Annotated in this window: 19 protein-coding genes and 1 pseudogene; 8 read left to right on the top strand and 12 right to left on the bottom strand. The window is 39.8% G+C overall.

Annotated elements, in window-relative coordinates:
• The first annotated feature begins 59 nt into the window (after positions 1 to 59).
• From QFZ28_RS05055 to QFZ28_RS05045, 3 genes are all read left to right on the top strand, one after another.
• Positions 60 to 1,505, top strand: a complete 1,446-nt coding sequence (locus QFZ28_RS05055; protein WP_373428044.1) for a L,D-transpeptidase family protein — start codon at positions 60 to 62, stop codon at positions 1,503 to 1,505.
• 185 nt (positions 1,506 to 1,690) lie between these two features.
• A complete protein-coding gene (locus QFZ28_RS05050) occupies positions 1,691 to 3,616 on the top strand; it encodes a beta-glucoside-specific PTS transporter subunit IIABC (RefSeq protein ID WP_307193645.1) in 1,926 nt (641 codons plus the stop codon).
• An 87-nt stretch (positions 3,617 to 3,703) separates the two neighbouring features.
• A complete protein-coding gene (locus QFZ28_RS05045) occupies positions 3,704 to 5,116 on the top strand; it encodes a glycoside hydrolase family 1 protein (protein ID WP_307193644.1) in 1,413 nt (470 codons plus the stop codon).
• Positions 5,117 to 5,503: 387 nt separating this feature from the next.
• Here the strand turns inward: QFZ28_RS05045 and QFZ28_RS05040 are convergent, their stop codons facing one another.
• On the bottom strand, positions 5,504 to 6,358 hold the full coding sequence (locus QFZ28_RS05040; protein ID WP_307196952.1) for a TRM11 family SAM-dependent methyltransferase: 855 nt from the start codon (positions 6,356 to 6,358) through the stop codon (positions 5,504 to 5,506).
• A 187-nt stretch (positions 6,359 to 6,545) separates the two neighbouring features.
• Here QFZ28_RS05040 and QFZ28_RS05035 point away from each other — a divergent pair, with 187 nt between their 5' ends.
• On the top strand, positions 6,546 to 6,761 hold the full coding sequence (locus QFZ28_RS05035; protein WP_307193643.1) for a hypothetical protein: 216 nt from the start codon (positions 6,546 to 6,548) through the stop codon (positions 6,759 to 6,761).
• Between the two features lie 16 nt (positions 6,762 to 6,777).
• On the opposite strand, the pseudogene QFZ28_RS05030 reads toward QFZ28_RS05035, so the two are convergent.
• From QFZ28_RS05030 to gloA2, 4 genes and pseudogenes are all read right to left on the bottom strand, one after another.
• A pseudogene (locus tag QFZ28_RS05030) lies at positions 6,778 to 6,965 on the bottom strand (VOC family protein); the annotation flags it as partial.
• 96 nt (positions 6,966 to 7,061) lie between these two features.
• On the bottom strand, positions 7,062 to 7,418 hold the full coding sequence (locus tag QFZ28_RS05025; RefSeq protein ID WP_307193642.1) for a nucleotide excision repair endonuclease: 357 nt from the start codon (positions 7,416 to 7,418) through the stop codon (positions 7,062 to 7,064).
• 218 nt (positions 7,419 to 7,636) lie between these two features.
• Entirely contained in the window at positions 7,637 to 7,786 is a 150-nt protein-coding gene (locus QFZ28_RS05020; RefSeq protein ID WP_307193641.1) for an aspartyl-phosphate phosphatase Spo0E family protein, read from the bottom strand.
• Between the two features lie 385 nt (positions 7,787 to 8,171).
• Positions 8,172 to 8,558, bottom strand: a complete 387-nt coding sequence (gene gloA2, locus QFZ28_RS05015; RefSeq protein WP_307193640.1) for an SMU1112c/YaeR family gloxylase I-like metalloprotein — start codon at positions 8,556 to 8,558, stop codon at positions 8,172 to 8,174.
• A 118-nt stretch (positions 8,559 to 8,676) separates the two neighbouring features.
• Here gloA2 and QFZ28_RS05010 point away from each other — a divergent pair, with 118 nt between their 5' ends.
• Both QFZ28_RS05010 and QFZ28_RS05005 read left to right on the top strand, forming a co-directional pair.
• The gene (locus QFZ28_RS05010; protein ID WP_307193639.1) at positions 8,677 to 8,895 is read left to right on the top strand and encodes a DUF1659 domain-containing protein; all 219 of its coding nucleotides are present in this window, start codon (positions 8,677 to 8,679) and stop codon (positions 8,893 to 8,895) included.
• Positions 8,896 to 8,928: 33 nt separating this feature from the next.
• Positions 8,929 to 9,147, top strand: a complete 219-nt coding sequence (locus QFZ28_RS05005) for a DUF2922 domain-containing protein (RefSeq protein WP_307193638.1) — start codon at positions 8,929 to 8,931, stop codon at positions 9,145 to 9,147.
• A 244-nt stretch (positions 9,148 to 9,391) separates the two neighbouring features.
• Here QFZ28_RS05005 and gnd read toward each other — a convergent pair whose 3' ends face one another.
• The 6 genes from gnd to QFZ28_RS04975 all read right to left on the bottom strand — a co-directional run bounded on the left by gnd (position 9,392) and on the right by QFZ28_RS04975 (position 16,628).
• On the bottom strand, positions 9,392 to 10,792 hold the full coding sequence (gene gnd, locus QFZ28_RS05000; RefSeq protein ID WP_307193637.1) for a decarboxylating NADP(+)-dependent phosphogluconate dehydrogenase: 1,401 nt from the start codon (positions 10,790 to 10,792) through the stop codon (positions 9,392 to 9,394).
• A 69-nt stretch (positions 10,793 to 10,861) separates the two neighbouring features.
• The gene (locus QFZ28_RS04995) at positions 10,862 to 12,208 is read right to left on the bottom strand and encodes a GntP family permease (RefSeq protein WP_307193636.1); all 1,347 of its coding nucleotides are present in this window, start codon (positions 12,206 to 12,208) and stop codon (positions 10,862 to 10,864) included.
• Between the two features lie 21 nt (positions 12,209 to 12,229).
• Positions 12,230 to 13,771, bottom strand: a complete 1,542-nt coding sequence (gene gntK, locus QFZ28_RS04990) for a gluconokinase (RefSeq protein ID WP_307193635.1) — start codon at positions 13,769 to 13,771, stop codon at positions 12,230 to 12,232.
• Positions 13,764 to 14,495, bottom strand: coding sequence for a GntR family transcriptional regulator (locus QFZ28_RS04985; protein WP_307193634.1), 732 nt, complete (start codon positions 14,493 to 14,495; stop codon positions 13,764 to 13,766). The genes gntK and QFZ28_RS04985 overlap by 8 nt, the downstream gene beginning before the upstream one ends.
• 335 nt (positions 14,496 to 14,830) lie before the next feature.
• Positions 14,831 to 15,574, bottom strand: coding sequence for a hypothetical protein (locus QFZ28_RS04980; RefSeq protein WP_307193633.1), 744 nt, complete (start codon positions 15,572 to 15,574; stop codon positions 14,831 to 14,833).
• Positions 15,561 to 16,628, bottom strand: coding sequence for a hypothetical protein (locus QFZ28_RS04975; RefSeq protein ID WP_307193632.1), 1,068 nt, complete (start codon positions 16,626 to 16,628; stop codon positions 15,561 to 15,563). The genes QFZ28_RS04980 and QFZ28_RS04975 overlap by 14 nt, the downstream gene beginning before the upstream one ends.
• A gap of 310 nt (positions 16,629 to 16,938) precedes the next feature.
• Between QFZ28_RS04975 and QFZ28_RS04970 the strand changes: the two genes are divergently transcribed.
• Together QFZ28_RS04970 and QFZ28_RS04965 are read left to right on the top strand one after the other, a co-directional pair.
• Positions 16,939 to 17,313 (top strand): YmaF family protein, encoded by a 375-nt coding sequence (locus QFZ28_RS04970; protein ID WP_307193631.1) that lies wholly within the window; start codon positions 16,939 to 16,941, stop codon positions 17,311 to 17,313.
• Positions 17,314 to 17,483: 170 nt separating this feature from the next.
• Complete coding sequence (locus QFZ28_RS04965) at positions 17,484 to 18,224, top strand: hypothetical protein (RefSeq protein WP_307193630.1); 741 nt, start codon at positions 17,484 to 17,486, stop codon at positions 18,222 to 18,224.
• Between the two features lie 423 nt (positions 18,225 to 18,647).
• Here the strand turns inward: QFZ28_RS04965 and QFZ28_RS04960 are convergent, their stop codons facing one another.
• Positions 18,648 to 19,547, bottom strand: a complete 900-nt coding sequence (locus QFZ28_RS04960; protein WP_307193629.1) for an acyl-ACP desaturase — start codon at positions 19,545 to 19,547, stop codon at positions 18,648 to 18,650.
• Positions 19,548 to 19,609: the final 62 nt, after the last annotated feature.

The raw sequence follows: 19,609 nt of genomic DNA, 5'->3' as shown, positions 1-19,609 counted from the left end.
AAATATCTGGAAATCTATGGTAAAATGGAGATTCAAAGAGTTATGTGGGGGGAACAAATGTGGGAAACGCTTTAGAACAATCATTTGGGGATAGTAGCCATTCACGCAAAAGACCAGCTACTTGGTACAAAAACTGGAAATACGTTACAGCTATTATCATCACTGTTATTGCACTTTTATTAGTGGGAATTAACATGTATCAGGCAAACCACTTTAATGCGAATATAAAGATTAATGGCATTAAGGTTAGCGGCTTAACTGCTGATGAGGCTCTCAAAACATTACAATCAACGGTCTTAAAAAACGATATCTATCTAGGAAATGACCTACTAATTGACGGAAATGATACGAAAATGGGATTGACTGAGGATGATCTCCCTGGAGTTAAAAAATTATTAAAAAGCCAGTGGACATTGTTTCCTTCATTTAAAGAAAAGGAATATTTTTTAACACCAAGTAAAGACGATCAATACCGAGTAGCAGGCTTGAAAAAAGAACTTGAGCAAAAGCTCAACTCCATGAATGAGAATTTACAAGCTCCTAAAGATGCACAGGTAACCTTACAAGAAGGTAAAATAACAATCGTAAATGGTATGGATGGTACTCAATATAATGTGCCTAGTTTAATAAAGGATTATGAAAAACAGCCATTGACGAGTGAAATCCGTCTGAATCCTATTTTGATTCAACCAATTGCGAAAGACAGTCAAATCTTAAAAGATCAAGAGAAAAAACTGCAGGAACTCCTTCAACATACTGTTGACTATAAGGTGCAAGATAAGGTTCATTCATTAAAGGGCAGCGATGTAATCCAAAATGCCTCTGTGTCAAAAGATATGAAGGTTTCAATCGATTCAAGCACGATTAAGAATAAAATTACGGAAATTAATAATGCTCAATCCACATTAGGCAAAGATTTCACCTTTACAACCCACTCCGGCTCTGTGCTATCGGTGAAAGGTGAGGGCTATGGCTGGGCTCTAGATGTCGATAAAGAAACGGCACTCGTTCAAGCCGCTTTTGAAAACGGGGAAACCTCTGTTTCTGCTTCTAATATCCATGGAAACGGCTGGAACAAAGAGGGCTACGGTTACGAAACCCTCGCAAACAATGGCATTGGCGGTACTTATGCTGAAGTATCAATCGCCGAACAGCGTATTTGGCTTTACAGAGATGGAAATTTGGTATTAACGACGAATGTAGTCACCGGTAAACACAGTACCGGTGAGGATACTTCACCTGGTGTATGGTATATTCTCTTTAAGCGGACACCTTACACCCTTAAGGGCAGTGCAGTCGGTAAAGCTGATTATGCCGTCGAAGTCGATTATTGGGCTCCATTTACCAACAGCGGACAAGGCTTTCACGATGCCAGCTGGCGAACAAACTGGAACAGCAACGCCTATCTTACACAAGGATCCGGTGGCTGTGTCAACGTATCCCCTAGTGTGATGAAAGCCGTTTATGATAATCTAAGTGTCTACCAGCCAGTAGTTGTTTATTAAAAGAACATATCATCAGAATAACCTGTATTTCTTTGAAACACACTACACATGTGTGCTCAAAGAAATACAGGTTTTTTATTGTAAGGCTGTGTAAAAGCTAATTTTTATTTAGTACCCTGTTGATTGGAGCAGAAATCAACAGGCCAATTTAACACAGCCCATTTTAAAAGAAAGAAGGTGTTGGGATGAAGTATGAGCAATTAGCAAAAGACATCATACAAAATGTCGGCGGAAAAGAAAATGTGAACAGCGTTGTTCATTGTATCACTCGTTTACGTTTTAAATTGAAGGACGAAGGAAAAGCGAATACGGATGCGATAAAAAACATGGAAGGCGTCGTCACTGTGATGAAAAGCGGTGGCCAATATCAAGTGGTTATTGGTAATCATGTGCCAGATGTCTACAAAGCAGTGGTAAACGTCGGCGGTTACCAATCACAATCCCCTATCGATGCGGACGATGGTGGTGACAAGCAGAAAGCAAGTTTTATTGATATTATTTCTAGTATTTTTACCCCAGTTCTTGGAGTCCTAGCCGCAACCGGGATGATTAAAGGTTTAGTGGCCCTGTTCGTTGCACTAGGATGGCTAGAGAATACAACAGGGACCTACCATATTTTAAATGCAATCGGTGACTCTCTGTTTTATTTCTTCCCGATTTTCTTAGGCTATACCGCCATTAAAAAATTTGGTGGATCCCACTTTATCGGGATGGCAATTGGTGCTTCTCTTGTTTATCCGACCTTAACTACGTTAACAACTGGTGACCCGATTACCACTTTATTTTCCGGGAGTGTTTTTCAGTCCCCTGTTTATATTACTTTCCTAGGGATACCTGTTATTTTAATGAGCTATGCCTCTTCGGTTATCCCGATTATATTGGCTGCATATTTTGGAGCAAAAGTTGAGAAATTTTTCAAAAAAGTCGTACCGGATGTTGTAAAAGCCTTTGTTGTACCATTTTTAACGCTATTAATTGTTGTACCGATTACGTTCCTTGTCATCGGGCCAATCGCAACTTGGGCGGGGGTCCTTTTAGGTCAAGCCACTCTTTGGTTATATAATCTCAGCCCGATGATTGCAGGCCTTTTTGTCGGCGGTTTATGGCAAGTATTTATTATCTTTGGGCTGCATTGGGGTCTTGTCCCTATTGCCATTAACAATCTTACCGTGCACGGCGCGGACCCCGTCCTTGGTACGATGTTTGCAGCTTCCTTTGCTCAGATTGGTGCCGTACTTGCGGTTTGGCTACGGACCAAGGATCAAAAAATAAAATCATTGAGTTTACCCGCTTTTATTTCCGGTATTTTCGGCGTGACCGAGCCGGCCATTTATGGGATTACCCTGCCTCTAAAAAGACCGTTTATTATCAGTTGTATCGGTGGTGCCGTGGGTGGTGCCATTTTAGGATTTATGGGCTCCCAAATCTATATGGTTGGCGGCCTGGGTATCTTCGGAATACCTACCTATATCAGTCCTACAGGAGGACTGGATGCTGGATTTTGGGGATCAATCATTGCCATGATCGTAGGGTTTATCGTTGGCTTTATTTTAACTTGGCTGTTTGGGATGGGGAAAAATAATACATCGAACCAAAATACGAAAACTGATGAAACCAAACCTACTGGCCAAACTAAATCAAATCCGATTCAGGGCAGTGAGGTTCTTTTTAGCCCATTCACTGGTAAAGTAAAAGCTCTTTCAGAAATTAAAGACCAGGCCTTTGCTTCTGGTGCACTTGGACAGGGGGTTGCGATTGAACCTTCTGAGGGAAAGTTGTACTCCCCTATTTCTGGTACAGTCACCGCGCTTTTCCCAACTAACCACGCGATTGGGATAACCTCAGACAATGGTGCAGAAATATTACTCCATATCGGAATGGATACCGTTCAACTGGAAGGTAAATTTTTCACCTCTCATGTCTCTCAAGGAGCGAGAGTAGAAAAAAGTCAGTTACTGATTGAATTTGATATTCCAGGTATTAAAGGGGCAGGATATGTTGTCACCACTCCTGTGATCGTTACAAATACTGATCATTATCAACCACCGATTATAACGGACCAAAAGCAAATAAAAGCTGGTGATCGATTATTTGAGTTGAAAACGAAATAAAGAGATATTCGGCTAGGGCAAACTAATCGTTGAGACACTTTAAGAAAATGTTCAGTTTAACGCAAATTAAGTTAAGGGGTGAATGGGATGAGTTCACAAACAAGAAAATTCCCTGATGGTTTTTTATGGGGCGGAGCGGTAGCAGCTAACCAATTGGAAGGTGCCTATCAAGAAGACGGAAAAGGGCTATCCACTGCAGATGTTTCACCTAACGGGATCATGAGTCCTCCTGATTTTTCGATGACTCAATTTAATTTGTATCATGAGGGTATCGATTTTTACCATAAATATAAAGAAGATATTGCGTTATTCGCCGAAATGGGATTTAAGGCGTTCCGTTTCTCAATAGCCTGGACACGAATTTTTCCTAATGGCGATGACCAAGATCCAAACGAAAAGGGCTTGCAATTTTATGATGATATGATTGATGAGTTACGCCGATATAATATTGAACCCGTTGTGACGATTTCTCACTATGAAATGCCGCTTGGGCTAGTTAAAAATTACGGCGGTTGGAAGAATCGTCAAGTCGTTAATTTTTATGAAAAATTCGCTCGCACCATCTTTACCCGCTATAAAGACAAGGTAAGATTTTGGATGACCTTTAATGAAATTAACGTTCTCCTTCATGCACCGTTTACAGGAGGCGGGCTGCTTTTTGAAAATGGCAAAAAAAACGAACAGGACATTTACCAAGCTGCCCATCATCAATTTGTTGCCAGTGCTCTTGCTGTAAAAGCCGGGCATGAAATTATTCCGGTATCGCAGATTGGCTGTATGATTGCGTCGATGATCACGTACCCGTATAGTTCTAGACCAGACGATATGTTCGCAGCCTTAACCCAGGACCGCAAAACATTATTCTTTTCCGATGTTCAATCCAGAGGCTATTATCCAACCTATATGACGAATTACTTTATCGAAAATAATATCGATATCAAAATGGAGGATGGAGATTTAGAGCTTCTGCTTGAAAATACGGTTGATTACATTGGCTTTAGCTATTATATGTCCTTTGTGGCGAGTACCGCACCTGAGCATGAAGCCGCCAGAACAGCTGGAAACCTGTTTGAAGGTGTAAAAAACCCTTATCTAAAAGCCTCAGAATGGGGTTGGCAAATCGACCCGAAAGGCTTAAGAACGGTATGTAACCAGTTATATGACCGCTATCAAAAACCATTATTTATCGTTGAAAATGGATTTGGTGCAGTCGACAAAGTGGAAGAAGACGGTACCATCAATGATGATTACCGTATTGAATACCTTCGCGAGCATATGAAGGAAATGAAAAATGCGATTGGGGATGGGGTTGAAATCATGGGTTATACCTCATGGGGGCCAATCGACCTTGTGAGCGCCTCTACCGCTGAGCTGAAAAAACGCTATGGCTACATTTATGTGGACCGTGATAGTCAAGGGCAAGGCTCGAATAAAAGAATCAAGAAGAAAAGCTTTGATTGGTATAAACAGATTATTGCTACCAATGGTGAAGACCTATAATTTAAAAAGGGTAGATTCTGCAAACTAAAGGGTTCCGTTTTCGGGAGCTTCCTTATTAAAAGACACAAGAATGGACGTATGAATTGGCATACGTCTTTTTCTTTTTTTTCAAAGTTTCAATGAAATTGCGCACTTATCGGTTGGGGAATTAGGTTAGATTTAGCACCTGAGCTGATCAATAGACGGAAAAATTCCGCTTAATTAGTAACTATTATTTAAAAAGGCTTAAATAGACGGAGAGATTCCGCCTATTGGCTAAAAAAATTTGAAAATGGGAGATTTTGCTTTGCATAAGCGGAAAACCTCCGCTTATATACCCCGAAACGAGCTCCATTCTACATTTAACCGGAAAATCTCCGCTTATTTTATTTTACTTTTTTTTCATTCTTACCTGCAAACTATCACTTCACGGGTAAATACCCCTTTTTTCGCAACTGCCCGGTCTACGATCTCAAACCCCGCCTCTATAAGAATCGAATCAACGGGTTCCACGGTTACGACTACAACCTTATTAGCAAACCTTCGTGCACTTTGGAGCATTTCCAACTGCTCTTCAGGCGAGATAACCGAACACAAATTATAAGGTAAATCGATAATCGCGACATCGTAATGTTTTTCGATATCACGCATATCTTTAAACGTTACTTCTCCAGTAAATCCAAAGTGTGCAATGTTCTCCCTTGTCCCCGCGAGAATGACAGGGTTGTTGTCGCTCCCCACGATATCAATCCCCATCGACAGGGCTTCAATAAGTACGGTCCCTATTCCACAACAAGGGTCAATCGCACTTATCCCAGTTGGGTTCGGACAGGCAATATTCACCACTGCCCTCGCCACGCGTGTACTTAGCGCAGTGGAGTACTGATGCGGCTTCTGCTGATGGCGAAACCAAACAGACTCACTTTTCACATAGTCACCGAAAACCCATCTTCCGTTTAAATGCATAACCGCTAACAAACGCTGCGGATTCCGAATATCCGCAACACCCTTAATACGTTTGCCTGCTTCACGCTCAATCGCTCTCCGCTTCTCAAATGGTTCCTCGCCATTTTTCACACAAATCACTTTAAAAGTTTCTCCAGTTACTTGGAAGGCTGCTAATTTTTTGAGGAGTTCCTCCATACCCTCTCCTTCAAAAATCACACCAATTCTTTCCTTTATAAACGGACTTCGGCTGGGATCAATTTTTACAGTGCTTTCCAAGATATTTGTTTGTGATTCGGTCCCAAACAACGAGCGCATCTCCAGAGCACGCAAGGAGCGTTCATCCTCATAACCAGCGTAAATATAGATATAGGTCGTTTCATTACAATCCAATTCATTCTCACCCTTTTTTTCAAAATATGACAATAAAGTTAATTCTCCATTTTCACCTCTTAATGGAACGCTTTTGCATATACTAAAAAAAGGCAATCTATAGGGGGTGTTGATGATAACCAGTATTCAGGATGTAAATGAAGTGCTCTCCAGTTTTCAACATCCATTAGCCCAAAAGTGGCTAGGCAACGATTTTATCAAAAAAACGATTGCAGTCAGTTATGATTATTGGTTAGAAGATACCAATATTCCCATGACCTTAGATGAATTTGTTTTACAGTACCTTGACCACGCAGCGTATCTCGGTGAAATGTTTGATGACGATTAACACACCTAGCTTGCTATTAACATTCATATAGTTCTATCGGCATCCCATCTGGATCCGCAAAAAAGGTAAATTTCTTTTGTGTCCATGGGTCTATCCATATGTCCTTTACTTCCACTTGCATTGCTTTTAAATTGTGAACACCCTCTTCAATATATTGTCCACTTCAGACGCCAAATGTCTTAATCCAGCCGCTTCCGGATAATTGACCCAATGCTTTAGGATGTGTATCTCATCGATTGGTTCAACGGTTACGACTATATAAAAAAAAAGCAATAGGTCTCACCCTACTGCCTTAAGAAATCATCTAAAAAACACTTTGTCGATATTGTACTTCGACTTTAATTCATTAATAATGTAGGTCTCATAAATTTCTCTATGTGTTGGGTCTTCAATCACACAAACCTCAATTTTTGTAACTTCATCCCTGTGGTTTTTGATTGGAGACACCGTATCCTCAAAATGTTTTTTGATTCTTGGTCGTAACTTTCTTGCCTTACCAACAAACAATAGCTCATCATTCTTGTTATAAAACATAAAAATACCACCCTTTTCACGAGTGATAAGATGAAAATCAGTAAATCCATAAATATTACTCAGCTCTGGATTGTCCTGTTTGGTAATAGTAACATCTGGTTTTGGAACAGTAATGTTGATCACGCAAACTCACTTCCTTCTTCTATATCGCTGTTTATACTAACATATATCTACATATATTACTATTTCCCTACAAAAACCTTTTAAAACTATTTTTCCATTAAGTTTGATTTGCATTTTATCCCTAAATTAAAAACTCCTAGACCATTTTGGTCTAAGAGTCTGTTTTAAATTACAGATTCAAACTGTGACTGCTGTTTATACAGATACTAGGTCTGCAGTTACAGAGATACAGTCCATTGGTTTAATAATTCATCTAGTGTTTTACTGAGTCTAATCGTTTCTGTAGAGGTAAACCCTTTGGACATCCCGACAGAAATCATGATTCTTCTTAAGCTTTCGATTTGTTCTATTAATTCTTCTCTTATCATCACGAATACCCCTTTATGTAAAACTTTTGGCTTATAAAAATAGTATCACTTGAAAGCGGATACAACGAATTAGTTTCTATCATCAAATCTCGACAGGCTTCTGCCTGTCCCTGTATGATTTCATCTTAGATTGTCATTTAATGTAGGAATCCCCATACCTTAAAAGAATTTGTATTGCAATATCTTGACCATGCAGTGTATCTAGGTGATTTTTTTGCTGACGATTAACACTCCTATTCCGACAAGTTCCACCTTGGACACCTAGTAATCAAACGTTTGATTAAAATTAGGAAAAGTCCCTCTAAATTAACTTTTTTCTTTCGAGAATGGTAAAAAGAAAGTCGAACGTAACGGGAGATTTACTCCCATTAAGTTCGACTAGTATTTAACATTCATATAGTTCAATCGGCAGCCCATCCGGATCCGCAAAGAAGGTAAATTTCTTTTCTGTCCATGGGTCTATCCGTATGTCTTCTACTTTCACCTGCAATTCTTTTAAATGATGGACAGCCTCTTCTATATTGTCCACTTCAAATGCCAAATGTCTTAATCCTGCAGCCTCTGGATAATTAACCCGTGCTGGCGGGTTTGGAAAGGAAAATAACTCAATTTGGTATTGTCCATTTACCTCAAGGTCCAGTTTATAAGAGTCCCTTTCCTCGCGGTACACTTCCCTAATAGGCGTTAGACCTAAAACCCGCACATAAAAATCTTTTGAAACTTCATAGTTGGAACAAATAACTGCTACGTGGTGTATTTTTTTAAAATTCATTTCCTCTTCTCACTTCTTTCGCCTTTTTACTAAAGTATAACATTCCAAATAAATTTTCCATCACCCTGTCCTTTTAGCCCTGTTTTCTATATATAAAGGGTGAAAGGAGGTGATAAAAATGGCACAAGCAGTTGTAACAGCGTCTAAGTTACGTTTGGTGTTCCAGGTGGGAATGGATGATGAGGGCAAACCGATTCTTAAAGCAAAGACATTCAATAATATCCAAAAATCCGCCACCCCAGATCAACTTTTTCAAGCAGCACAAGCCCTTATTGGTTTATCCAATGATACTCTCAGCAATATCGAGAGACTTGAAAACGCAGATTTACTAGCGTAATCGAAAAATAAATCGTGATAGGAGGTGAATAAAATGGCTAAAACACTAGAATTAGAGTTTGTTACCGAGTTTGGTAAAACAGCACGCTTATCTGTAGACAATCCGAAGGAACCGATTGACGGTTCTGTGGTAAAGGCAGCGATGGAGGAAATGATCGCGTCTGGAATCTTCACATCTACAAATGGTAATTTTGCTTCTGTAAAAGGAGCAAGAGTAATTGACCGCAATGTTACTGAATATGAGATGGTTTAATAGAGTAAGAGGCCGGTTTCAGTCGAAGCCAGCCTCTTTTTTTTCATATTTAATTAATAATACCTTAAACCTTTATTCATAGTTTATTCATGAATACTAGGTAAGATATAGACATGAGAAGGACCTCCTATTAATCTTCTCTCTTTATCATATTCCCCCTTTTTGATGATTCGGCATTTTGCCGGATCTTTTTGTATTCAAAAAAATAATCCTACTCAAAATACAAGGAGTAGGATTATTTTTATTACCAGTTGGTATGAAAGATTCCTGGCATATCTCTGCGTTCGTAGGTGTGGGCGCCGAAGTAATCACGTTGTGCCTGTAGGAGGCTGGCATTTGAAGTACCTTTCCGATATCCATCATAATAGGAAAGAGAAGCACTTAAGCACGGAAACGATATACCAGCAGTAATGCCATCACAGACCACTTTGCGCAGTCCTTGTTGATACTCTTTCACCTTTTCAGCAAAATAAGGAGCAATCAGCAAATTTGCCAGATTGGGCTGTTCTTGATAGGCTTCGCTTATTACATTTAAAAAGTCTGCTCGAATGATACAGCCGCCACGGAAAATAAGGGCAATATCCTTTAATGGTAAATCCCATTCATACAAATCAGATGTCGTTTTATATTGAGTAAATCCTTGAGCGTAGGCACATACCTTTCCGACATATAATGATTGTCTAATGTACTCGATCCACTCATCACGATCAAAATTCCGCTCATCCAGCTCTGGTCCCGCCAATATATCCGCAGCCTGAACCCGTTCTTCTTTTAAAGAGGAGAGATAGCGGGCAAACAATGACTGTGTAATAATCGATGCCGGAATCCCATTATCGATGGCTTGCATGCTCGTCCATTTACCGGTACCTTTTTGTCCTGTTTTATCCAAAATCACATCAATCAATGGTAAGCCTGTTATCTCATCCTTTTTACGAAGAATCTCTGCCGTAATTTCAATTAAATAACTCTTCAGTTCACCTTGATTCCAAGTTTCAAAAATATCAGCAATTTCATCAACAGATAAATGTAACCTTTCTCTTAAAAACGTATATGCTTCCGCAATTAACTGCATATCTGCATACTCAATTCCGTTATGTACCATTTTCACAAAATGACCGGCACCTTTTGGACCCATATAAGCACAGCAAGGGGTATTGTCTACCTGGGCTGCTATTTTTGTAAGAACCGGTGCTGCTTTTTCATAGACGTCTTTATCGCCGCCTGGCATGATCGATGGTCCTTCCAAGGCCCCGACTTCGCCGCCTGAAATTCCAATTCCTAAATACCCAATTCTTTTAGATTTTAACTCATCATATCTACGTTCGGTATCTTCGTAATGGGAGTTACCGCCATCCATAATGACGTCGCCTTCTTCAAGATGTGGCACTAACGCTGCGATCACCGAATCAATTGCTTTTCCAGCTGTCACCATCACAAAGACTTTTCTTGGAGTCTCCAACGACTGTACAAAATCTTGAACTTCATAGTAAGGGGTAACCGACTGTCCATCAAGTTTCTCCACAAACTGATCGGTTAAATCTCTTGTGTAATTATAGACCGCCACTTGTTCACCATTATTAGCCATATTTAAAGCGATATTACTGCCCATAACTCCTAACCCAATGACGCCAATTGTATTTAACATGTATCTCTACTCCCTCTATCTAAGATGAATAGGCAGTAAAACCTAAGAGATTTTACTGCCTGGAATGAATTAAACAAATAAGCTTAATAAAAGTACGAATCCTAATCCCGCTACGGAAATAATCGTCTCCAGCAACGTCCATGTTGCAAAGGTTTCTTTCATGGTTAATCCAAAGTATTCTTTAAACATCCAGAAACCTGCATCGTTTACGTGGGAAAGAATGACGCTTCCGGCACCTGTTGCAAGAACAACCAGAGCAAGGTTAACATCCGATTGTCCTAACATCGGAATCACTAATCCAGCTGTTGTTAATGCAGCAACGGTAGCCGATCCTAATGCAATACGTAAAATCGCAGCGATCACCCATGCCAGAATAATCGGTGAAATCGCAGTTCCTTTGAATAATTCCGCAACATAGTCACCTACACCGCCGTTGATTAAAACTTGCTTGAAGGCACCGCCCCCACCGATGATTAATAACATCATTCCAATATGCAGAATCGCTTGTGTACAAGACTCCATAACATCCTTCATCGGAATCTTTCTTGCGATACCCATGGAATAAACAGCAAATAATAGCGAGATCAGCATAGCCGTACCCGCTTCACCGATAAATCGAATAACAGCTAATAAAGTATTATCTTCGAAGCCTAATGTTTTTTGCAGCAAGGTAATAATCGTCGCAATGGACATTAAAATAACAGGAAGTAACGCAGTAAATACACTGATACCGAATTTAGGTGTATCTTCAAGTTTAAATGTTTTTAATTCGCCTAATGAAGCAATACTGCCCATTTTTGTAAAGGATTCAGGTACAAGTTTTTTCGCAATCTTTGTAAAAACTGGCCCAGCTAAGATAACCGTAGGGACAGCAACAATGAAACCGTAAAGTAAAACTTCCCCAATGTCCGCACCTAGTTCACCGGCAATCGTCGTTGGCCCTGGGTGTGGCGGCAAGAAGCCGTGTGTAACCGATAAAGCAGCTGTCATGGAAATACCAAGTGACAAGATCGAAACTTTTAATTCTCTTGAAATCGCAAATACAATTGGAATCAATAATACTAAACCTACTTCAAAAAATAACGCGATACCGATAATGAATGAGGCCACTACTACTGCCCATTGCGTATTTTTTTCACCGAATTTTTTTACAAGCGTCATCGCAATTCGCTGCGCACCGCCCGAATCAGCGATTAACTTCCCGAGCATAGCTCCAAGTCCAAAAATTAAACCGATATGTCCAAGTGTTCCACCTAATCCGGCTTCAATCGTTTTAACCACTTCTTCTAATGGCATTCCAAGGGCTAACGCAACACCAAACGATACGATAATTAAAGAAATAAAGGTGTTTAATTTCAATCCCATGATCAAAATAAGTAAGGCAATAATTCCTAACGCTACAATTACTAATGGCATTTTAATTCCTCCGTATTTTTTCTAGTTGTGTGGTGTAAGCTTTCTTTGATAATTGGCAATCCGTGTATAATCTTCTTCTAAAACTCTTGATAAGTGGATAAAGATCGGCAGCAATTGCCTGTATTCTTTTGCAGAAGCTTCTTCAGGTGCATGTGTAAAGGTACTGCCCACCATTTCAGAAACAACTTCAAATGAATCGATTTTTCCAGTTGCATAAAGTCCTAGAATACAAGCCCCTAGGCACGAACTTTCGTAGCTTTCGGGAACGACTACTTCCGATTCGAAAATATCGGACATCATTTGCCGCCAAACCTCCGACCTTGCAAAGCCTCCCGTTGCTTGGATTCGGGTAACAGGAGCTTCCATACATTCCGTTAATGCTAAGAAAACGGTGTATAAATTGTAAATAACTCCTTCTAATGCTGCTCGAATCATATGTTCCTTCTTATGCGACAAAGTTAAACCGAAAAATGAGCCGCGTACATCAGGATTCCATAATGGTGCACGTTCACCAGCGAGGTATGGATGGAACAACAATCCATCTGACCCTGGTCTTACTCGTTCGGCAATCTTGGTTAATACTTCGTATGGATCAATTCCTAATCTTTTTGCAGTCTCAACTTCCGAAGAGGCAAATTCATCACGAATCCAGCGAAGAACCATCCCGCCATTGTTTACCGGACCGCCTATGACCCAATGCTTTTCTGTTAAGGCATAGCAGAATATTCTTCCCTTTTCATCTGTTTGCGGCTTTTCAATAATCGTGCGGATCGCACCGCTTGTCCCAATGGTGACAGCAATCTCACCTTTTCCAATCGCATTCACACCAAGATTGGAAAGGACTCCATCGCTGGCTCCAATAACAAAAGGAGTTTGTGGATCGATACCCATTTGTTTGGCTATGTCAGGATCACAGTTGCTGAAAACTTGCGTTGTTGGAACCAGTTCAGATAATTGATCACGCGTTACACCTGCAATGTTTAATGCTTCTTCATCCCAATCCAAGTTTTTGAGATTCATCATACCCATACATGAGGCGAGGGAATGATCGACAACATATTGATCAAAGAACTTTTTAAAAATAAATTCCTTAATTCCGATATATTTTTTCACTTTGACAGCGATTTCAGGTCGGTCATTGACAATCCAAGCGATTTTGGCTAATGGCGACATTGGATGAATCGGTGTTCCAGTCCGTTTGTAGACTTCATGTCCGTTCAACTCATCCTTTATTTTATGCGCCCAAGCTTCACTCCGGTTATCTGCCCAGGTAATACAAGGTGTCAGTGGCTGGTCGTTTTCATCCATCGCAATGACACTATGCATGGCGCTGCTAAAAGAAATGAAGGATGGCTTTTTATCAGGATGAAGTTTCGTGATATGAGTAATCGCTCCCAAAACAGCCTTAAAGATCTCTTCTGGGTTTTGTTCAGCTGTTGATATATCTGGTGTGAAAAGCGGATACCCGATATTCTCTGTTTGAATTACATCGCCCTTTTCAGTAAATAAAACGGCTTTTGTACTGGTAGTACCGATGTCTACTCCTAACATATAGTTAGTCATTTTGTTGTTCGACTCCTTTTGAAAGCAGCTGTTGAGACCTCCATAAGTCCTCAACTTTCTCTTGAACATCATCAAAGTTTTGATGTAACGATTTGACCATAAGTTCTCGATCTTTTGTTTCGATCGCATCAATATAAAGTTGATGATTATTAATAATCCTTGAAAAGTCTTCATACTTTTCTTTAAAACGACTACGCATAGATAAAAGAATCAAGCTTTCCATCACAGGTTTTAAATTATCCCAAATCATTAGGATATAAGAATGATCAATAGCTCGAATAATCGTTTCGTGGAATAGGACATCCTGATACGAAAACTCATCAGCATCCTGGTATTTTATGGCAACTTTCATCATTTCTAGTATTTTACTAAGTTCCTTTACTAATTCAGTCGTTTCCACCCTTACAAGCCGTTCAAATACAAATGTTTCGATAAGGATACGCACATCATAAATTTCTGAATATTCTTTTTCTGTTAAACCTACTACAGTGGCTCCCATTCTTTCTAATCGGATGATCTTTTCAGCTGCAAGTACTTTTAATGCTTCACGGATGGGGGAACGGCTAACAGCAAAGTCTGAAGCTAATTTGTTTTCCGATAGGACGGTACCGCTTTCAATCATACCCGAAATAATCCGCATTCTAAGCTCACTGGTTACACGATCTCCAGTTGAAGCTTTTGAAAGCCATTTTGTGGGATATAAAAGTTCATTGGTTTCTGTCATTTCTTCACCTTCTTTTGAAATACGAGAATACTTGTATACAAGTATTATAAACAAGATTTCTAATTTTGCAAGCGCTTTTCTATTTCCAATATTTAGTTACACTTCACTATTAAAATACTAAAAACTTAAACCGTATTTTGGAAGAGTTTACGGTAAATCCATAACGAAGTGTGCTTTTTTCAAAATCTACTGACCTGCCAAATTAATTACACACTCAAACTAAAAAAGCCATGCCTCGGCATGGTTATGGTAATTATTTTTCTCTGAATGAAGCGTATAGATATAATAACTTCAATAAAAAAGACTTGCCCACATTCCAAGAGCAAGTCTGCACATTACTTCATGATAAAATACAAAATCATCATTAAAACCGAGACTCCCTGCCCAACGGCCAGGCCAATCAGCCACTTTTTAAACAGACTTTCTCGCTTTACACCACTTTCAACGCTCTGTTTCCACTTCGCTTCCCACTTGTCCTGAGCGTCCTTCTGGACTTGTACCACCTGCTGTGTCAACTCCGCTATTTCCGCTTGATACCTGTCTTCAAGGGCCATAATCTCTTTTACTATCAACCCTAATCGATCGCTCACCACTTCATATTTCACATTCAAGGCGGAAGACTGCTCACTCATGGCTTCCTGCAACTGCCTAAGGTCCGTCATCACTCTATCTGTTTCCCCAATGATAAACGCTTGATCCTCCTGCTGAAATCCTTTTACTTCCGCTAACAGTTTTTCCGTTTTCTCCAGATTTTCTTGATATTGCTGGTGCCAAAAAGCAATCTTCTTTTCCAACACCAGGATATTCTCATCAAACCTGTCCATTCCACGATTAAATAACTCGTTCTGAGGGTCAATCACCTCTTCCCTCAACCGCGCACTCACCTGCACGGGGAAACCCTGCATTGATTTCTGCATGTTTTCAATAGATTCATAGACTTCTTCATTCAAGGCAGCAATATTTTCTTCACGGTCTTTCATGAGCTTTTTCAAGTCATCATAAAAAAGTTCATTATTAATTTTCTTAAGTGATTGAATGGCCTCAGTATATTTCTCATCAATAGTATTAGAAGTACTCATTTCCAATTATCCTCTCTGCTTGCTTTAAAATAATTTGGCAGTACTGGTGATAGGCCCAACGTTCCTCATCAGAAGCATTCTCCGAAAATAACTTCTCCTGCCAGCCTGACACAGTTCTCACAAACTCTTCTTTTAGAAACTCATCCAGCACGTTTGGCCGCAGCAAATCCTGCTCCCATTCCTGTTTTACCCTAATATATTGATCTTGAAGCTCAATAAAACGTTTTTCCCTTTGATGGATGTTTTCCTGCAGCTCTTGTACCTGTTCTTCCGCTAATCGTCTATACTCATTCTTATGGTCAACAAGCCGCATCATTTCTTCTCTACTATTCTTTTTAAACTGGGTAATCTGGTTATCATAATACTCATAGACAGTATTGTTATTCATTTCTAATGTATCATGAACAATCCGATAATCCTCTTCAAAATTTCCTAATATCAAGTATTGATCCAGACCTCTTCCATGGTTCAAACGAAGGTCCACTACTGGAGGATTGGTTTCAACATCGAACTTGGCATGAGGTAAGATGTTCTCCATGCTGTTTTTAAACATCAGCCAACAGTTCGAAAGCTGCCTATGGTAAAAATCCAGCATGTCACCCTCGACCATTTCATAGCCTTCCAACAACTTGGAAACCTTCCGCTCCTTAAACACCACTTGATCCTTTTTATCAAAAGTAAACTGATACTCAAGTAAGAATTGGAACTTCTCCAACTGGACCCGTTCTAACCTCTTATCTGCATCGTCATAAATCGCCAATTCTCTTTGCAAACTTTCAATAGTTGAAACAAGGTCCTCAAGCCTGCGCTGTTCATCCACCTTACCTGCTTCCATCGTTTTGATTTCAGTCTCCATCCTCTCAAGATTGAGAGTCGTCTGTTTACGAAGGCTATCTAGGATATTTTTCATTTCCAAAACTTGATCCTCAAGCGTTCCTGGCCCATCATACCTTTGACCGCCAAAGCCTGGAAACCGCTCATTAAAACGGGCAACTGCTTCGTATATCCATTGGTCCTTTTCATCTTCTAACCTAGTAAGCAAATCCGTGATCATGCTTCACAACCTCTATTAATAACTTTGTCTATCTTTCCAGAACTAGATATTTCCATTTTACTATAACTGCAAGCAGACTTCGACACTTCTCTGCAAACTTCCTCTCAATCAAACGTTTGATTAAAACCATCACAACCCCTTTTGAAAAACATACTCCATCTTCATTCCAAGAGAAAATCTTGTCACTTTCTTTTAAAAACAAATGACAATTTTCAGCCTCTCAGAAATGTAAGATTCGTAATGAGCCATTTGCACTAAATGGGCAGCAATTGAATACCTTGTTAAAAAGTTTTTTAAGGAGTGATTTTCCATGGATATTCCTGTTTCTGGTTTTATGTATTCTTCAGATGGTTCAGACCCTATGCATTCTCATCGAATGTATATTACTTCTTGGGATGGAAGGCCCGTTCATGTTCACGGCTTTAGCGGCATTACCTCTTTTGATGATGGGCATAGCCATCAATACGCTGGTACGACCGAACCTGCACCCACCGGGGTCCCGCATACCCATCGATATTTTACCTTTACTTCTGTTGATGACAGACATAGACACCAAATTCAGGGAGTAACCGGACCTGCGATTCCGCTTCCAAATGGCGGACATTATCATGAATTTAATGGTGTCACCACCGTCAACGGAGCCCGGCCGCACAGACACTTTTATAGTGGAAGAACAAGTCTGTAAGTTCAATACATGAAAAAGGGAGCTTTCTAAAGTATAGAAACGCTCCCCTTGAAAATTTACCAACATCTACATCCAAATAAACAGCCAATATTTCTGCATGGTCTGCGTTTATTATAATCATTGTTTTGCTTTTTATAATGATTCATTTGACCACATTTGTTGTCTTGTTTTTGACCACAGTCATTCTTTTTGTATTGATTATATTTGTTATAGTTGTCTTGCTTGTTGCAGCCACAATCATGGTGATAGTCATTCTTGTCTTGTTTATGACAATCATCATGCTTGTTGTTTTGGTCTTGCTTTTTACAATCACGGTGCTTGTTGTACTTATCTTGCTTTTTACAGCCACAATCATCGTGATGATTGTTGTTCTTGTTCTGCTTTTTACAGCCACAATCATCGTGATGATTGTTATCGTCTTGCTTCATACAATCATCATGCTTGTTGTTCTTGTTCTGCTTTTTACAGCCACAATCATCGTGATGATCGTTATCGTCTTGCTTCATACAATCATCATGCTTGTTGTTCTTGTTCTGCTTTTTACAGCCACAATCATCGTGATGATCGTTATCGTCTTGCTTCATACAATCATCATGCTTGTCGTTCTTGTCCTGTTTATTGCAGTCATCTTGCTTGCCGTTTTTATCCTGTTTATTGCCGCCACCATGCTTGTCGTTTTTGTCCTGCTTATTGCCACCATCGTGCTTGTCGTTTTTATCGTGCTTATTGCCACCATCGTGCTCGTGTTTTTCCTTATTGTCATTCTGGTCTTTGCCATGATGGTGCTTATGATGTTTTTTCTTACCTGGCATTTTCCTTGCTCCCTTCTTAACAACCTTATTTATATAGTTAGTTTATTAAGAAATGGAAAAATGGCTTGGACGAACATCCATCATTTGACTATTTTGTAGGACTCGCTTTGCGAACACATACAGCCATGGTGGTTTTCGGATACATATAAATGGATAAAAAAAGTGAGGAGACATAAAAAAATGAATTGCAAATGGAAAATTGCATGCTATCTGCCAAAATTTCTCCTCTACCTGCATTATTTAATTGTTTATCTGCCTGATTAACGGTTCTATCTGCCAAAATTTACCCTTTACCTGCTTATCTGTATCGAAGGCATACTGCATAACAGAAAAAGCCAGGCGGCAGCCTGACTTTCGTAATTAAAGGGTAGAAATTGAGTTATATACTCAAGGGAAGCAGGCAGACCTTAATTACCTACTTTCATTAAAAGCCTCTTACCTGCAAAAACTTCCCCTCTACCTGCAAAAATCAGGCATGAACCTGCATAAATTTCTTGAACACGAACCCAATATAGAAAACATCTATTTACGATTCACACCAGCATAGAATCGGTCTCTAACTCGTTTAAGCCTTGCATGGTAGTTAAGGATATCCAGTCGTGCCTTTTCTGCTTCAGGAGCAATCGGTCTAAGGTTCTCAATGTCCCAATAGTCAACAATCACATCCAGCACTTGATCAAAGTATTCAAGCGGCCCGTAATTGGCTTCCTTTGCAATAATGGCCATCCGATCATCAAAATCAGGCATGACTGTACCAGGCATCTGAAAATTCTTAATCACATAACCCAGATAGTAGCAATAATTCGGTTCCAGTTGCAGGTGTAATTTGATGACATCGCGATAAAACGCATAATGCAACGTTTCATCCTTTGCGAGTCTTCTAAGGAGCGTAGCCAATTCTTTATCATGAGGTCCCGCTACTTTCGCAACATTATAATAAAAAACCATCGTTGCAAGTTCCTGGAGCGACGTATAGACCATCGTCTCAAATGGGGTATGAAAATCCGGCTCCCATCCTCCTTCTACCGTCATCTTGTGCAATTGACGAATGCGCTTAGGGTCTGCATTCCTTGTAATCAAAAGATAGGTCTCCAAAAGATTTGAATGCTGATCTTCTTCCGCTGTCCAGGTATGGACAAATTCCTTAATAACAGAAAGCGACCCTTTAAAAGTTTGATCTAAATGGGAAGTGAACCAAGGTAAATTAACCTCCGTCAGAAGTGCCGTTTCTACTGCTGTTACCACACCTGGAGGCAATGTAACCTGTTCAGGGTTCCAAGGTACCCTGCGGAAATCCTGCGCTTTATCCCAAGGCAAAAAGTCATGATAACCCCAATCTATTTTTGCAGCCCTTCTCTTATGTTCCTCATATAATTCCTTTAACTGCGGTTCAAGTCTAAAGTCCAAATGATTCGTTAGCATTTATCTCCCACTCCTTTTAACACACTTTTACGTATTACTCTATTAAAACATATAATTTACAA

The organism is Neobacillus niacini, from assembly GCF_030817695.1.
Classification (GTDB): domain Bacteria; phylum Bacillota; class Bacilli; order Bacillales; family Cytobacillaceae; genus Neobacillus; species Neobacillus niacini_F.
This window is presented reverse-complemented; position numbering and strand designations above follow the sequence as displayed.

Bases quoted from the DNA above. Each gene is read 5' to 3' on its own strand.
- QFZ28_RS05050 (WP_307193645.1), top strand. From the start codon at position 1,691: ATGAAGTATGAGCAATTAGCAAAAGACATCATACAAAATGTCGGCGGA.
- QFZ28_RS05045 (WP_307193644.1), top strand. From the start codon at position 3,704: ATGAGTTCACAAACAAGAAAATTCCCTGATGGTTTTTTATGGGGCGGA.
- QFZ28_RS05040 (WP_307196952.1), bottom strand. From the start codon at position 6,358: ATGCGCTCGTTGTTTGGGACCGAATCACAAACAAATATCTTGGAAAGC.
- QFZ28_RS05035 (WP_307193643.1), top strand. From the start codon at position 6,546: ATGATAACCAGTATTCAGGATGTAAATGAAGTGCTCTCCAGTTTTCAA.
- QFZ28_RS05020 (WP_307193641.1), bottom strand. From the start codon at position 7,786: ATGATAAGAGAAGAATTAATAGAACAAATCGAAAGCTTAAGAAGAATC.
- gloA2 (WP_307193640.1), bottom strand. From the start codon at position 8,558: ATGAATTTTAAAAAAATACACCACGTAGCAGTTATTTGTTCCAACTAT.
- QFZ28_RS05010 (WP_307193639.1), top strand. From the start codon at position 8,677: ATGGCACAAGCAGTTGTAACAGCGTCTAAGTTACGTTTGGTGTTCCAG.
- QFZ28_RS05005 (WP_307193638.1), top strand. From the start codon at position 8,929: ATGGCTAAAACACTAGAATTAGAGTTTGTTACCGAGTTTGGTAAAACA.
- gnd (WP_307193637.1), bottom strand. From the start codon at position 10,792: ATGTTAAATACAATTGGCGTCATTGGGTTAGGAGTTATGGGCAGTAAT.
- QFZ28_RS04995 (WP_307193636.1), bottom strand. From the start codon at position 12,208: ATGCCATTAGTAATTGTAGCGTTAGGAATTATTGCCTTACTTATTTTG.
- gntK (WP_307193635.1), bottom strand. From the start codon at position 13,771: ATGACTAACTATATGTTAGGAGTAGACATCGGTACTACCAGTACAAAA.
- QFZ28_RS04985 (WP_307193634.1), bottom strand. From the start codon at position 14,495: ATGACAGAAACCAATGAACTTTTATATCCCACAAAATGGCTTTCAAAA.
- QFZ28_RS04980 (WP_307193633.1), bottom strand. From the start codon at position 15,574: ATGAGTACTTCTAATACTATTGATGAGAAATATACTGAGGCCATTCAA.
- QFZ28_RS04975 (WP_307193632.1), bottom strand. From the start codon at position 16,628: ATGATCACGGATTTGCTTACTAGGTTAGAAGATGAAAAGGACCAATGG.
- QFZ28_RS04970 (WP_307193631.1), top strand. From the start codon at position 16,939: ATGGATATTCCTGTTTCTGGTTTTATGTATTCTTCAGATGGTTCAGAC.
- QFZ28_RS04960 (WP_307193629.1), bottom strand. From the start codon at position 19,547: ATGCTAACGAATCATTTGGACTTTAGACTTGAACCGCAGTTAAAGGAA.